Raw genomic sequence first — 14123 nt, forward strand, 5'->3', positions numbered from 1 at the left:
TTGGACCTTTGTGATACAACTGTAAAAAAAAAATAGTACAGTGAAATGTTTAATCAGTAAAAAAACGGGGTAAACAGTATAATAATACGTCCGTAATACCTGACTTTATAGCATTTTACTTTTAACTTCCTAAATTTTACCAAAATTACAGTGTAATCGTAGTGTAATATTTAGAAATATTAAATACTTCATCCTTATGGCCTATACTTCACTAAAAAATTAATATCCCAGCCGCTTAAACGCGACTGGGATATTTTCTTATACAGATGCACGAAACCGTGCTTTATCGTACGCGGAGTTCTGCTTTATGCCGTTTACATATATCTCTGTTTCTTCAGGGACTTGATGAAATACATACGTTTTAGACGTCCAGCCAGGCACATAGCCTGAATGAATTTCATTTTCTTCTATAGAAATAACGTCGCTTTTCCGAGAAATGTGAATACTTTGTGAGAAATACGCTTCTTTTTGATGATTGAGCGTTTCCCCGTCGTCTTCATAAATACGTTTTTGCAGATTTCCTTCTTCCCCGAGATATGCATGTACCGTCAGGCTGTCATTTTCTGCGTCTGCATTTTGTTTCACATCACCTTCAAGCACCACACTGTTTTCTTTGATAAAAATAGGAAGAGTATCCAAATCAGCAGCCGCCATAATGTATTGGCCGCCTTGATGACTCTCCTGGTCATTCCAATAGTTATACCATGTTCCTTCCGGCAGATAAACAATCCGGTGCTTGGCAGCTGATTGAGTAACCGGTGCTACCAGAACGTCTTCACCTATCATAAACTGATCGTGCAGCTTTAGCGTATTTGGATCATCCGCATAATGCATCATCATCGGTCTCATCACGGGCATACCGGTTTCAGTGGCTTCCTGAAATAGGTCGTACAAATGCGGCATCCATTTATGGCGGAGTTCAATATACTTTTTAATAATTTCTTCTGTTTCTTCACCAAAAGCCCACGGTTCCTGAAACACGGTGCCAATGTTGCTGTGATTACGGAAAAATGGCGTGAACGTTCCAAGCTGGGTCCACCTTGTTAACAGCTCTGCGCTCGTATCATGAGCAAAGCCGCCTACGTCGTTTCCGGCAAAAGGAACACCGGATACTCCAAGATTAAGGGTCATTGGTACAGCCATCTGCAGGTGCTCCCAGAAGCTTCTATTGTCTCCGGTCCACACTGCTGCATAGCGCTGAATCCCGGCAAACCCTGCTCTCGTGAGAACAAACGGCCGTTTTCCATCAAGCTTGTTCTTCAGCCCTTCAAAACTTGCCTGGCCCATATGAAGGCCATAAACATTATGAAGCTCCCGGTGTGTCTTATGCGTTCCATTCTCTTCATGAAAAACGTCGTTATCCATCGTCTTTTTCTCATTAAACACCGCGGGCTCATTCATATCGTTCCAAACGCCTTCTATTCCCATATCTGTATAGTAGGCCTGCTGCCCTTCCCACCATTTTCTTGTTTTTTCGCGGAAAAAATCAGGAAAGGCACTTTCACCAGGCCATACATCTCCGTAATAGACCGATCCATCCGGATAGGCACTGAAATGGTTATTCTCCATTCCTTCCTGATAAGGCAGGTACGTTTCATCACGCTTTACTCCCGGATCTACAATCGGCACAATTTTAATTCCTTCTGCTTTTAAATCCTGAACGAGCTTTTCCGGATTTGGAAATTTTTCTTCATCAAACGTAAATACACGGTACTCATCCATATAATGAATATCCAGATGAACGGCATCCAGAGGAATATTCTTTCGTTTAAATGCTTCCACCAGCTCACGTACTTCTGCTTCACTCCGGTAGCTGTAGCGGGACTGGTGATAGCCCAGCGCCCATTTGGGCGGGAGCTCCATTCTGCCGGTAAGCGAGGTATACTGGCGGATCACATCTTTAGGCTGCGGGCCTGCTAAAATGTAATAATCCAGCGCTCCTCCGTCTGCTGAAATAGAATACGTCTCATAAGAAGTCTTCAAATCAAATTCCGTCTGAAATGTATTATCCAAATAAAAGCCGTATGCTTTCCCTTTCCGGATAGACATAAAGTAAGGGATAGATTGGTAAAGCGCATCTATTTCAGGGTTATGAGGCGCAAATACATCTGTATTCCACATTCTCATTTTTTCCCCGCGCTTTTCCAGAAAGCCGGTTTTTTCACCAAAACCGTAGAAATGGTCTTCCGGCTCCATGGTTTTACTAACACGGACTTCTCCTCTTGAAGAAAACGCCATTCCTTCCTGCTGTTCGTCTGTAATCTGCCCCCCGTCTTTATCGTAAATTGTAATCCGGCAGGGAAATTTGGAAATAGACAGGCGGAGTTCTTCCGTCCGAACGGCGAGGACCTCCTCCATATCCTGAACGGATATTTCCTGCAGGGGTTCCTGTGCTGTAACCGCTGCCGTACTTGAATCATCCGGCATTGCTTTAGGGTGCATTTTCACCCTGGCTATACTTGGTGCTGGAAAGCTGATTCTCACATAACCATGTTCGCATATAAGGCTTACTACACCCTCGCTTTTGGAAACGGTGTTCACATTACCGATATCCTGAAAATTTACTGCTTCTGCTGTCTGTTGATGGTCTGGATGTATAGCAAAACTAGTGTCTTTCATAAATCCCCCTTATTCTTTCTTCAATATTCCCTCGTTTTTTAGCTCATGAAGAACATTATAGAAAGAACGAGTCTTCAACGCAACCGTTTGCGTTTATTTCTTTTTATTTATTTCTTCTCTTTTTTTCAGTTTCTTCTATTATATAAACCGGCGTTCAGATAAAATAAGATAGTTTTTTTGGTATAGACATCTATACTATATGATGCTATATTTATGTAAGCGCTATTTTGTAAAAAGAAATGTCTTCAAATATATTTAACTTAAGAGATAATCTAACATTGGTATAGATATCTATACTTTAAGGTGGTAAATTTTTATTAAATTCCTATAGAAAAGGAGAATACTAATGTTCAATATTCATTCTATTAAAACGGAAAACAGAAATCTAAAGACACTGGATATAGATGAAAAGTCCACTCATGAAATGCTGTCCATTATTAATGAAGAAGACGCAATTGTGCCATTGACGATTTCCAGGGCGCTTCCTGCTGTTGTAATTGCAGTAGAAAAGATCACAGAAGCCTTTGAAAAAGGAGGAAGGCTTATATACATAGGAGCTGGAACAAGTGGAAAACTAGGACTCCTGGATGCTTCTGAATGCCCGCCCACATATGGAGTAGATTCAGCGCAGGTGATCGGGATACTGGCAGGAGGAGAAGCAGCTTTAAAAAATACTTTAGAAGATGCTGAAGATAACAAAGAAGCCGGACGTTCAGATATTTTATCTGTAAACATAACAGCAGACGATGTGGTCGTCGGTATAGCAGCCAGCGGACGCACACCTTATACTTTAGGGTCTATAGAGACAGCAAACAGCAAAGGAGCTTTCACAATAGCTCTTGTCTGTTCTTCTGGTTCTCCCATGGCATCTGCAGCTTCCCACACAATCGAGCTTTGTGTTGGCCCTGAAGTAATTACCGGCTCCACCAGAATGAAAGCAGGAACTGCCCAAAAACTTATTTTAAATATGCTTTCTACTGTTTCTATGATAAAGATTGGTAAAGTTTACAGTAATTTAATGATTGATGTACAACCTACAAATTTAAAGCTTAAAGAGCGCGCTCTTTCTATTGTGATGGATGCATCTGGAGCAAATAGAGAGGAGGCGGCCTCCGCTTTAAAAGAACAAAAAAATAATACAAAAGCAGCTATTGTTCAATTAATTACTGGTGAGGGTGGTGAAAGTCCTGAAAAACTATTAAAAAAACATAATGGCCATCTTAAAAAAGCAATTCAAAATCATTTATACCTTACTAAAGAATCTAATTAATTGAGGAGGGTTTCATATGCTTGGATTTTTACAACAAATAGGAAAAGCTTTAATGCTTCCTATAGCTACTCTGCCTGCTGCAGCTTTATTACTTCGTCTAGGGGCAGAAGATATTTTCGATATCCCTTTTATGGCTGCATCAGGGGCAGCATTATTCGATAATCTACCTCTTATTTTTGCTATTGGAGTAGCTATCGGCTTAGCCAAGGACAATAATGGTGCCGCAGGATTAGCAGGAGCCATTGGTTATCTTGTTTTAACTAATGGAACAGCAGCAATAAATGAAGCTGTTGATATGTCATTTTTAGGAGGAATTATAAGCGGCGTTGTTGCCGGCTTGATGTACAACCGTTTTTATAATATTAAACTCCCAATGTGGCTTGCCTTTTTTGGAGGAAGACGGTTTGTTCCTATTATTACAGCAGGTACGATGATTCTATTAGCTTTTATATTCGGTTATGCATGGCCTCCTGTACAAGCAGGTATAGATTCGTTGGGAACCATGATAATAGACGCTGGTATGATTGGAGTAGGAGCTTATGGCTTTTTAAATCGACTTCTTATACCTATCGGCCTTCACCATGTTTTAAATAGTTTTTTCTGGTTCGAATTTGGGTCATTTGAAGGCGCTACTGGAGACTTGAACCGATTCTTCGCAGGAGATCCGACCGCAGGAATATTTATGACTGGATTTTTCCCGGTTATGATGTTTGGTCTTCCGGCAGCTTGTCTTGCTATGGTTTTTGCTGCCAAACCGGAAAAAAGACTTCAAACCGCAGGTATGCTTGGCGGCCTCGCTTTAGCATCATTTCTTACTGGAATCACAGAACCAATTGAATTCACTTTTATGTTTCTTGCCCCAGTCCTCTACTTAATTCATGCACTGCTTATGGCGGCTTCCATGATGATTACCTATGCCGCCGGAACCTTAAGCGGATTTGGTTTTTCCGCCGGCTTTTTGGATTATGTACTCAGTTATGGTTTAGCTACTGAACCTATCAAGCTGCTGCTTATAGGTCTATGTTTCGGTATTGCTTACTTTGTTATCTTCTATTTCGCTATCATTAAATTTAATTTGCAGACGCCTGGTAGAGAATCAGAAGAAACCTCTATCGTTTCCGCAAAAGGAGATGACAAGTATGATGTACTTGCTAATGGATATGTAGCTGCATTAGGTGGATATGACAATATTAAAAATATAGATAACTGTGCTACCAGACTGCGTTTGCAAATTCATAATATGGATGAAATTAATGAATCCGAAATAAAGCGCCAGGGTGCCAAAGGCATAGTAAAAATGGATAAAATAAATTTACAAGTTATTGTAGGTACGGATGTAGAATTCTTAGCAGATGCTATTAAAAATCAAAATCCTAACAAAAGTGCTTAAGCTCATTTCCCGCTCTTAAACAGAGCGGGATTTTTATGAGCATAAAAACCCCTTTGTCCTATTTCTAAAACAGGACAAAGGGGATTTATGTTGAAAAGTATTGAATATTTATTTTCGTTCGCTTCTTGGCATTTGAATGCTGAATTTATAACGGTCTCCTCTGTAGGCAGACTTTACATATTCAAACGGGGTTTTATCCTGAAGATACGTAATTCTTGAAATAAGCAGAATAGGATCGTTTACTTCTATCTCCAGAAGTTCAGCTTCCTTTTTCATCGATAAAGCCGCTTCCAGGGATTGCTCACCGTATCCAATCGCCAGACTGAGCTCAGATTCTACGTATTCATAAATAGAATGTTGAACGATGCTTTCTGTTAAGCCGGGAACCATTTTTGTTGAAATATACGTTGTTTCCATGGCCATCGGCGACTGATCTGCCAGCCGTATACGCTGTATTTCGTAAACCTCTTCTCCGGCATTGAGGCCAAGCACACGGGCTGTTTTTCCAGCAGCCTCTTTAATAGTAAAGCCGATTAAACGGCTGCTCGGCTTCAGCCCCCGCGCCTTCATATCTTCTGTAAAACTTGTCAGCCCCTGCAGCGTCTGGGTGAATTTCTGCTCAGCAACAAAGGTTCCTCTTCCTTTTTCTCTGCGGAGCAGGCCCTCATTCACAAGCTCTGTTACTGCCTGCCTTACGGTCATACGGCTCACTTCGTACTGCTCTGCAAAAATCCGTTCGGAAGGCAGAACATCGCCTGTCTGCCATTCTTTCTTTTCAATTTTTTTGCGGATCAGCTCCTGAATTTGATAATAAATCGGGAGCGGAGACTGCTTATCAATCATATGGCGTCCTCCTGGCATATTGTGGTACAAGCATTTTCTATCTTATGAAAGAAGTGAAACTGCTTCTTTATCGGCAATGATCGTAACATCGGGATGTTTGTGAAGAACAGAAGCAGGAAAAGCTTCTGTTACCTCGCCATTCATCAGCCGATTCAGAGCTTTCGCCTTTCTTTTTCCTGAGACGATCAACAATATACTGCGGCTTTTCATAATTGTGCCTATTCCCATGGTGATAGCTTTTTCAGGAACATCCTCCTGCTGCTTAAAGTATTTAGCATTAGCGGCTCTGGTTTCTTCATTTAATGTAACGACGTGCGTTGTGGAATGAAAGGAAGTGCCGGGCTCATTGAAACCAATATGTCCGTTTTCCCCAATACCTAAAAGCTGAAGGTCCACCCCGCCCGATTGCTGTACGATTGTTTCATAGCGTGCCGCCTCTTTTTCCCAATCTTCTGCTTCGCCGTTTGGAATATGGCACTGCCTTTTATTGATCTGCAGCGGACTTACGAACTTTTTCTCCATATATTTATAATAACTGTTTGGGTCAGCCGGGGAAAGCCCGGCATATTCATCGAGATTAAATGTCTGAAGGCCGGACAGATTTAGTGGTTCTGCTTTTAGTTTCCGGACGAGTGCGGCGTATGTTTCTTCAGGGGTGCCGCCTGTGGCCAGACCGAGCACGGCATCAGACTTTTCTGCGATTTTTTCATACAGCAGCCGGGCAGCCGTTTCACTCATCTCTTCGTAATCCATTGCTTCTATTAAACGCACTGTCATTCTCCTTTCTGAAAGGCCAGTTGTCCTCTGCACCATGTTTTGTAAACCTGCCCTTCTCTATCCATCAAAACAAAGTCTGCATCTTTGCCTGCTTCAATGCTTCCTTTTCTGTCGAGCACTCCAGCTAATTCAGCTGGATTCCAGGAAGCCATCCGCACCGCTTCCTGCAGGGAACAGCCGCTGAAGTTCAACATGTTTTTGAGTGCTTCGTTCATTGGCAGGACGCTGCCGGCTATCGTTCCATCGTCTAAATATGGTTTGTTTCCTTTAACGGTTACCTGCTGGCCTCCAAGATCGTACTTCCCGTCCGGCAGTCCTTTGGCGCGCAGGGAATCCGTAATGAGCAGGGTAGACGCTGCACCTTTCAATCGATAGGCAAGCTTAACCATATCAGGGTGAATGTGCACTCCGTCTACGATCATTTCTATTGTGATAGCAGGATTAAGAAGAGCTTCTGCTGCCAGTCCGGGGTCTCTGTGATGCAGGCCGCTCATCCCGTTATATAAATGCGTGGCATGAGAAGTTCCGTGCTTTTGTGCCGTCCGGACAAGAGCCGCTTCTGCGTTGGAATGCGCAGCGGAAGCAACTACTCCCGTTTCGTTTAAATAAGAGGTGAGCAGAAATTCCGGATCCTGCTCCGGAGCGAGCGATACTATTTTCACTTTTCCGGAAGCTGCCCGCTGCCACTCTCTAAAAAGAGAAACATCCGCCTGACGCAGATACCCCGCCGGCTGGGCACCTGCTTTTTCCTTTGTAAAAAAAGGACCTTCCACGTGGGCTCCGAGGCATTCGGCTTCAGCCCGCTCTTCCGCTTCGTAGCTTCCAACCTGTTCAAGTGCCTGTTTGATCTTATCAGGGTGCTGGGTCATAGTCGTAGCTAAAAAGCTTGTTGTCCCTTCCCCCGGCAGAAAAGAGGCCATCGTTTTAAGCGCGGTTTGTGTTCCATCCATTACGTCGCTGCCTTTGGCTCCATGAATATGAACATCAACAAAACCCGGTACTAGAAAAGTGTTCTTTTCTTTAGAGAAATCCAGTATTGCTCCATCTTCTACCATTATTTTGCTCTTATATAATTCCCACTCTTCCATAGAAGCTGCCTTTGTAATTTTATACTCCTGTATATGAATAAACGCCCGATCGATATCCTCTTTCGGATTAACGACACGAACATTCTTTATAATCCATTCGCTGCTCACTTTCTCACTCCTTATTATATTCTCTTGCTTTAATTGTACCGTTAAATGTTATAGTTGTCTATACCAATAAACCAAAAAAGAACCACCAGATTTTTATTTTATCTGGTGGAACAGAGCCATTTACTTTTTTTATTGGGTGACAACTTCGTGAATTGTTTCCTTCAACGTTTTTACAAGAAAATCAAAGTCTTCACGGGTAAGACTTAGCGGGGGCGAAAGCGTAATAATATTATTATAGCCGTTTACCGTATCCGCCGTTTTCCCGATAATCATCCCTTTTTCTTTGCAACGTGCTACTATCTGCGCTACTTTCGCTTCTTCCCACGGTTTTTTGTTTTCTTTTGTTTCCACAAATTCAATTCCTGCCAGCAGCCCTCTTCCCCTGACATCTCCTACATGAGGAAGGGAGAGCAGTTCCTGCAGTGACTCCTGCAGTTCTTTTCCAAGTTCTTCTGAGCGGGCGCTTAACTGCTCTTTCTCCATAATTTCCAGGTTGGCAAGTGCCGCCGCGCATGATGCCGGGCTTCCTCCGAATGTATTCACATGCCGGAAATGATCATGGGCTTCTGTCCCCTGAAAAGATTCATAGATTTCCCGCTTCACAGCTGTTGCGGACAGCGGCAGATAGCCGCTTGTAATGCCTTTCGCCATCGTTACGATATCCGGCTGCACATCAAAATGCTGAAATCCAAAAGGTTTACCGGTTCGGCCAAATCCGCAGATCACTTCATCTGAGATTAACAGGGTCCCGTTCTTCCGGCATGTTTCCTGAACCCGTTTCATATACGTATCTCCGGGAACAAGTACGCCTCCTCCTGTAATGATAGGCTCCATGATTACTCCGGCGACCGTTTCGCCAAGCTCCCAGTTCATAACGTTTTCCAAATCCTGTATTGCTTTTTCATTGCTCTGGGCTTCTGTTTCCATTCCCGAACGGTAATGATCCGGCGGTGACACATGAACAAACCCGGGCAGACCCGGACCGTATTTATATTTGCGCTGTGCCTGACCGGTTGCTGCAAGCGTAGCCATCGTATTACCGTGATAGGAACGATAGCGCGAGATAAATGTTTGGCGCGCCGCCTCCCCTTTTTGATGAAAGTATTGTCTGGCTATTTTAAAGGCCGTTTCATTTGCTTCCGACCCGCTGTTTGAGAAAAAGATAACATAATCCCCACCCAGCCACTCGTTGAGCTTCTCAGCCAGCTGAATAGCCGGCTTATGGCTTTGCGTCAACGGATAGAAAGGCATGTCCAGCAACTGTTCGTACACGCTCTCCGCTATTTCTTTGCGTCCGTATCCTGCATTTACACACCAAAGACCGGCCATCGCATCAAGGTAACGGTTTCCCTCTATATCTTCGATCCACGCCCCTTCTGCTTTTGAGGCAATAAAGGAACGCTTTTTGCTACCCGGGCGCATGGCATGCCATACGAGTTCCTCGTCTTTTTCATACCATTCGGCCGGACTGACTGCTTCTGCTGTAAACCTTTCACTCATGTTCATTCCTCCCTTTCTGTATTTCCGGGTTTATTATATAAGCCGGGGTCTGTCCTTTCAGTACCTTTAGGGCGTTGTCTGCTGCAAGCAGAGACATATTGTTTTCGTTCTCTGCTGTTGCCGAGCCCAGATGCGGAAGCGTAATGACCTGATCCATGGTTAAAAAAGGGTGATCCGGCTGAATTGGTTCCTGCTGGAACACATCAAGGGCCGCTCCACGGATTTCTTTATTTTTTAGTGAATGAACCAGTGCCTCTTCATCCACTACCGCTCCTCTGGAAGCATTTATGAAAATAGAGCCTGATTTCATTTTCCTGAATTCCTCTGCTCCCATTAACCCTTTTGTCTCCGAAGTCAGGGGTGTCATGAGCACGACAAAATCGGACTGTTCCAGCAGGCTTGGCAATTCATGATAAACCGCTCCGTACTCTTTTTCTGCTTTTTCCTTCTTGGAACGGGTATGATAAAGAACCTCCATATCAAATCCGAGGCTGGCACGCTTGGCTATTGCTTCTCCGATCCGCCCCATGCCAATAATGCCTATTTTCTTATGATGCACATCAACGCCAAATTTTTCATCAGGCATCACGCCATTCCACTTGTTCTCTTTTACAAACCGGTCCATTTCGGGGATTCTTCGGGCAGATGCCAGGACCATTCCGAATACGGCGTCTGCGACCGTATCATTAAGAACGCCCGGCGTATGACAGCCAGCGATCCCTCTTTTAGACAGCGCTTTCACGTCAAGGTTATCGTAACCTACTGCTACATTGCTGACAACCTTTAAGGCCGGGGCATGTTCGAGCAGCTGTTCATTTATCTCAAGTTCCACCCCGACAATCGCTTCTGCCTGCTTTACTACTTCACGAAAACGTTCATTTTCCAGGTTTTCTCCCTGTGTAAAGTAAACTGTTTCGTATTCCTGTCCGAGCTTATCCAGTGCTTCTTCGCTTACTCTTCCATATGCTAAAATATACGGCTTCTCCATTTTATCCCACCTATGTATCAGTTTCTTCGTTGTAACGTATCTCTTCTATACAAGGAACTTCCTTTCCTTCCTTCTTTATAAAAAGAATTAAGATCTATCTTAATATGTTAATTTTTTTATATACATCCATAAAAAGTAAGAGGATTATATTTTACGATGTGAAGGTTTTGTCCGCTTCTTCACTTTGGACCGGTGCTCCTATCTTGACATGTTCTTCCATAAAGATTATGTTTATTGTAGTAGTTTGTTATCGCTTACATTGAATGACTGTTCATTCATTATTTCAAAAAGGAGGATTCATTTATTGACTACACTTGTGGATTATTTAGAGGATGCAGCCAATGTCTCTGCTGAGTCTACTGCGTACATATGGCAGGACCAGCCCTTTACCTATTCGTCTCTTGCTAAAGACATTAACCAGGCCGCCGGTGGACTGGAATCACTCGGTGTTCAAAAAGGAGACCGTGTAGCACTGCTGCTCGGAAACTCTCCGGAATTTGTTATTTCGTATTACAGCATTCTCCGCATTGGTGCAGCCGTTGTGCCAATGAACCCGATGTATACACCAAGCGAGCTTGAGTTTATTCTTTCCAACTCGGGAGCAAAAGCCATTATTGGTATTGGAAAAATGAAGGACCCGCTTCTGCAGGTAAAAGCAAAGCTTTCTTCTCTGGATCACGTTATCCTGACAGGAGAAGGCCTTGAGCCATCACCGGACTATATCTCTTTTCCCTCACTTCTGGACGAAAATCAGGCTCCATTAAGCAGCACAACGCTTACAAAAGAGGATACCGCGGTTATTCTTTATACATCAGGTACAACCGGCCGGCCGAAAGGGGCTATTTTAACGCATGAAAATGTGCTCTCCAATGCACTCGCTACGGCAGATGCCATGGAGTATGAAGAAAAAGATGTCTCCATGGCCGTGCTGCCGATGTTTCACGTATTCTGTATGACCGTCTCAATGAACGCCTCTCTTATTAAAGGAGTGCCTATCGTCATTATGCCAGCCTTCAGTCCAAAAGAGACCGTGGCAGCCATACAGAAGCATCAGGTGACCTTGTTTGCAGGGGTGCCGACAATGTATAACTTTATTAACCAAATGCCTGATATCGGAAAAGAAGAGCTTTCTTCTATCCGTCTCTGTATTTCCGGCGGTGCGTCCATGCCGGTAGAGCTTCTCAAACGGTTCCAGCAGCGATTTGATGTACCGATTCTGGAAGGCTACGGGCTGTCGGAAAGCGCTCCAGTTACGGCTTTTAATCCGCTTCACGGCGAAAGAAAAGCCGGATCCGTCGGCGTGGACTTCCCGGGCATTCAAAATAAAGTCGTGGACCCGGAAGACAGGGAAGTGCCTCGAAATGAAGTCGGAGAACTGATTGTTCAAGGCCCCAACGTCATGAAGGGTTATTTAAACCTCCCGGAAGAGACCAGCATGACGATCCGTGACGGCTGGCTTCATACCGGCGATCTCGCCCGCATGGATGAGGACGGCTACATCTATATTGTAGACCGTAAAAAAGATCTCATCATTGTCGGCGGCTACAATGTGTATCCCCGGGAAGTAGAAGAAGTTATTTACCAGCATCCGGATATCGTAGAAGCAGCAGTCCTCGGTGAGCCCGATGAATCATACGGAGAAAAAATTAAAGCCTTTGTTGTTACAAAAAACAAAGAATTAACAACAGAGGATGTCCATGGTTTCTGCAGCCAGCATTTAGCTAAATTTAAGCTACCTGCTGCCATCGAATTTATTGAAGAACTTCCAAAAAACGCAACCGGTAAAATTTTAAAAAGAGCATTAAAAACCAGCTCCTGATCTCTTGAAAAACCGCTCTTCAGACAGAGCGGTTTTTCTTTATAAAAAAAGATTTCCGCTTTTTATAAATCCGCTGTATCTACTGTCAGAAGCGCTTTAGAGAAGTTGTCTAAATTTCCTGAACTTTATTGAAATTCTTCTATTGACAGTGCTTCAAAAATGGTTTAATTTTCCCTTATAAGCAATTTATTTACCAGCTGTTCAGCCAATAGATTTCCGCTCATACAAATCGTATGTTTGCGAAAAAAACACAGCGGGAAAAGTGTTTATAAGAAGATAAAAAAGGAGGGTTATTAATTGACACTAATGTACACAAAAGCTAGAGAGCTTTACGGCAAAGATGCAGAGCAGCAGAACAAATCAAATCCTGTTGTAAAAGCTGAAAAAAAGCCGCTTTTCAAGAAAAAAGCAAAGAAAACAAAAGCGTAATAACGACCTAAAAATAAATTCCTTTAAATAGGGAATTACCAGAATGCAGGGCTCGGATACCTGCTCGGCTTACCCTGCTGCAAGCGTAGAATTCTTCGTTTGATGTATCCCAACCCTGCTATATATACATAGCTGTTTACTAAAAAGCCTGACTTTTAGAAGCCAGACTCTTTTTTTTGCATTTTTTTAGTCTTTTTTCAACTTAAGTCATATTATTTAAAAAATATTAACAGCTGCAGATTAAAAAAGCCGCCGATAACTTTCACACGATCATCCAGGCCGCTAAAGAGTTGGAAGAACAGTCCAATCAGTTCCGCCATATCCTATAGAAAAAAAGGCTGCTCCCTATTACAGGAAAACAGCCTTTTTCAATTTACTTATCGGTATTTTTTTCAGTCGCATGGCCGCCGAATCCGTGGCGCAGCGCTGCTACGACTTTCCCTGTAAACGTATCGTCTTCCTGCGAACGGTACCTCATCATTAAAGCCATCGTAATGACGGGTGCCGCCATTTCCATATCAAGCGCGGACTCTACGGTCCATTTTCCTTCTCCGGAAGAATGCATGACCCCTTTTATTTCATCGAGCCTTGCATCGCCTTTGAATGCTTCTTCCATTAATTCCATGAGCCAGCCGCGGATAACAGAGCCGTTGTTCCATACTTTGGCTACCCCTTCATAATCATAGTCAAATGGACTTTTCTCAAGAAGATCAAATCCTTCTCCAATCGCTGCCATCATTCCATATTCGATACCGTTGTGCACCATTTTCAAGTAGTGGCCGCTGCCGCCTTCTCCTGAATAATGATAGCCGTCGGGTACGGACAGATCATCAAGTACCGGCTCAATGTGGTCAAAAGCGCTTTTCGCTCCGCCTACCATGAAGCAGGCTCCATTCCGGGCGCCGGAGATACCGCCGCTTGTTCCCATATCCATAAATCGGATGCCACGTTCAGCAAATGCTTTATGGCGCTCCACTGATTCTTTGTAGTGCGAGTTCCCGGCATCAATGAGAATATCATCCTTATCCATGTAGCCCGCTGTTTCATTCAGTACTTTTTCTGTCGGTTCCCCGGCCGGCACCATGACCCAGATGACGCGCGGTGTTTCCAGCTGCTGCACCAGACTCTCCAGGCTTTCAGCCGCCGTACCGCCTTCGCTCACAAAAGAATCTGCAAATTCTTTATTTAAATCAAAAGCTACTACCTCATGTTGTTTTTCCAGCATTTGTGCTCCTATATTAAATCCCATTTTCCCTAGTCCAACTAATCCGATTTTCATAATATATTTCCCC

The 14123-nt window shown here is 43.6% G+C and carries 11 protein-coding genes; 4 read left to right on the top strand and 7 right to left on the bottom strand.

The genetic code is table 11. The features are described from left to right. Nucleotides 1–258: 258 nt before the first annotated feature. Nucleotides 259–2619: a glycoside hydrolase family 31 protein gene (locus tag AC5W2J_RS02285; RefSeq protein ID WP_496057862.1), complete on the bottom strand. Its 2361-nt coding sequence runs from the start codon at nt 2617–2619 to the stop codon at nt 259–261. A 346-nt stretch (nt 2620–2965) separates the two neighbouring features. Between AC5W2J_RS02285 and murQ the strand changes: the two genes are divergently transcribed. Both murQ and nagE read left to right on the top strand, forming a co-directional pair. Beyond that, the gene (murQ, locus tag AC5W2J_RS02290) at nt 2966–3889 is read left to right on the top strand and encodes an N-acetylmuramic acid 6-phosphate etherase (RefSeq protein WP_496057863.1); all 924 of its coding nucleotides are present in this window, start codon (nt 2966–2968) and stop codon (nt 3887–3889) included. 16 nt (nt 3890–3905) lie between these two features. Further along, nucleotides 3906–5279: an N-acetylglucosamine-specific PTS transporter subunit IIBC gene (nagE, locus tag AC5W2J_RS02295; protein WP_496057864.1), complete on the top strand. Its 1374-nt coding sequence runs from the start codon at nt 3906–3908 to the stop codon at nt 5277–5279. Between the two features lie 108 nt (nt 5280–5387). Here the strand turns inward: nagE and AC5W2J_RS02300 are convergent, their stop codons facing one another. From AC5W2J_RS02300 to AC5W2J_RS02320, 5 genes are all read right to left on the bottom strand, one after another. Beyond that, nucleotides 5388–6122, bottom strand: a complete 735-nt coding sequence (locus AC5W2J_RS02300; protein ID WP_496057865.1) for a GntR family transcriptional regulator — start codon at nt 6120–6122, stop codon at nt 5388–5390. Between the two features lie 42 nt (nt 6123–6164). Continuing rightward, the gene (gene nagB / locus AC5W2J_RS02305; RefSeq protein ID WP_496058217.1) at nt 6165–6893 is read right to left on the bottom strand and encodes a glucosamine-6-phosphate deaminase; all 729 of its coding nucleotides are present in this window, start codon (nt 6891–6893) and stop codon (nt 6165–6167) included. Between the two features lie 2 nt (nt 6894–6895). Then, nucleotides 6896–8095, bottom strand: coding sequence for an N-acetylglucosamine-6-phosphate deacetylase (gene nagA / locus AC5W2J_RS02310; protein WP_496057866.1), 1200 nt, complete (start codon nt 8093–8095; stop codon nt 6896–6898). 129 nt (nt 8096–8224) lie between these two features. Then, nucleotides 8225–9595 (bottom strand): aspartate aminotransferase family protein, encoded by a 1371-nt coding sequence (locus tag AC5W2J_RS02315; RefSeq protein WP_496057867.1) that lies wholly within the window; start codon nt 9593–9595, stop codon nt 8225–8227. Continuing rightward, nucleotides 9588–10583 (bottom strand): 2-hydroxyacid dehydrogenase, encoded by a 996-nt coding sequence (locus AC5W2J_RS02320; protein WP_496057868.1) that lies wholly within the window; start codon nt 10581–10583, stop codon nt 9588–9590. The genes AC5W2J_RS02315 and AC5W2J_RS02320 overlap by 8 nt, the downstream gene beginning before the upstream one ends. Nucleotides 10584–10791: 208 nt before the next feature. On the opposite strand from AC5W2J_RS02320, the gene AC5W2J_RS02325 reads away from it, so the two are divergent. Then, nucleotides 10792–12402, top strand: a complete 1611-nt coding sequence (locus tag AC5W2J_RS02325) for a long-chain-fatty-acid--CoA ligase (protein ID WP_496057869.1) — start codon at nt 10792–10794, stop codon at nt 12400–12402. A gap of 297 nt (nt 12403–12699) precedes the next feature. Then, entirely contained in the window at nt 12700–12831 is a 132-nt protein-coding gene (locus tag AC5W2J_RS02330) for a hypothetical protein (protein ID WP_496058225.1), read from the top strand. 373 nt (nt 12832–13204) lie between these two features. On the opposite strand, the gene gnd is transcribed toward AC5W2J_RS02330, so the two are convergent. After that, nucleotides 13205–14110, bottom strand: a complete 906-nt coding sequence (gene gnd / locus AC5W2J_RS02335) for a phosphogluconate dehydrogenase (NAD(+)-dependent, decarboxylating) (RefSeq protein ID WP_496057870.1) — start codon at nt 14108–14110, stop codon at nt 13205–13207. Nucleotides 14111–14123: the final 13 nt, after the last annotated feature.

The sequence above is a fragment of the Sinobaca sp. SA16-1 genome, assembly GCF_059510515.1.

Bases quoted from the DNA above. Each gene is read 5' to 3' on its own strand.
- AC5W2J_RS02285 (WP_496057862.1), bottom strand. From the start codon at position 2,619: ATGAAAGACACTAGTTTTGCTATACATCCAGACCATCAACAGACAGCA.
- murQ (WP_496057863.1), top strand. From the start codon at position 2,966: ATGTTCAATATTCATTCTATTAAAACGGAAAACAGAAATCTAAAGACA.
- nagE (WP_496057864.1), top strand. From the start codon at position 3,906: ATGCTTGGATTTTTACAACAAATAGGAAAAGCTTTAATGCTTCCTATA.
- AC5W2J_RS02300 (WP_496057865.1), bottom strand. From the start codon at position 6,122: ATGATTGATAAGCAGTCTCCGCTCCCGATTTATTATCAAATTCAGGAG.
- AC5W2J_RS02315 (WP_496057867.1), bottom strand. From the start codon at position 9,595: ATGAGTGAAAGGTTTACAGCAGAAGCAGTCAGTCCGGCCGAATGGTAT.
- AC5W2J_RS02320 (WP_496057868.1), bottom strand. From the start codon at position 10,583: ATGGAGAAGCCGTATATTTTAGCATATGGAAGAGTAAGCGAAGAAGCA.
- AC5W2J_RS02325 (WP_496057869.1), top strand. From the start codon at position 10,792: ATGTTCTTCCATAAAGATTATGTTTATTGTAGTAGTTTGTTATCGCTT.
- gnd (WP_496057870.1), bottom strand. From the start codon at position 14,110: ATGAAAATCGGATTAGTTGGACTAGGGAAAATGGGATTTAATATAGGA.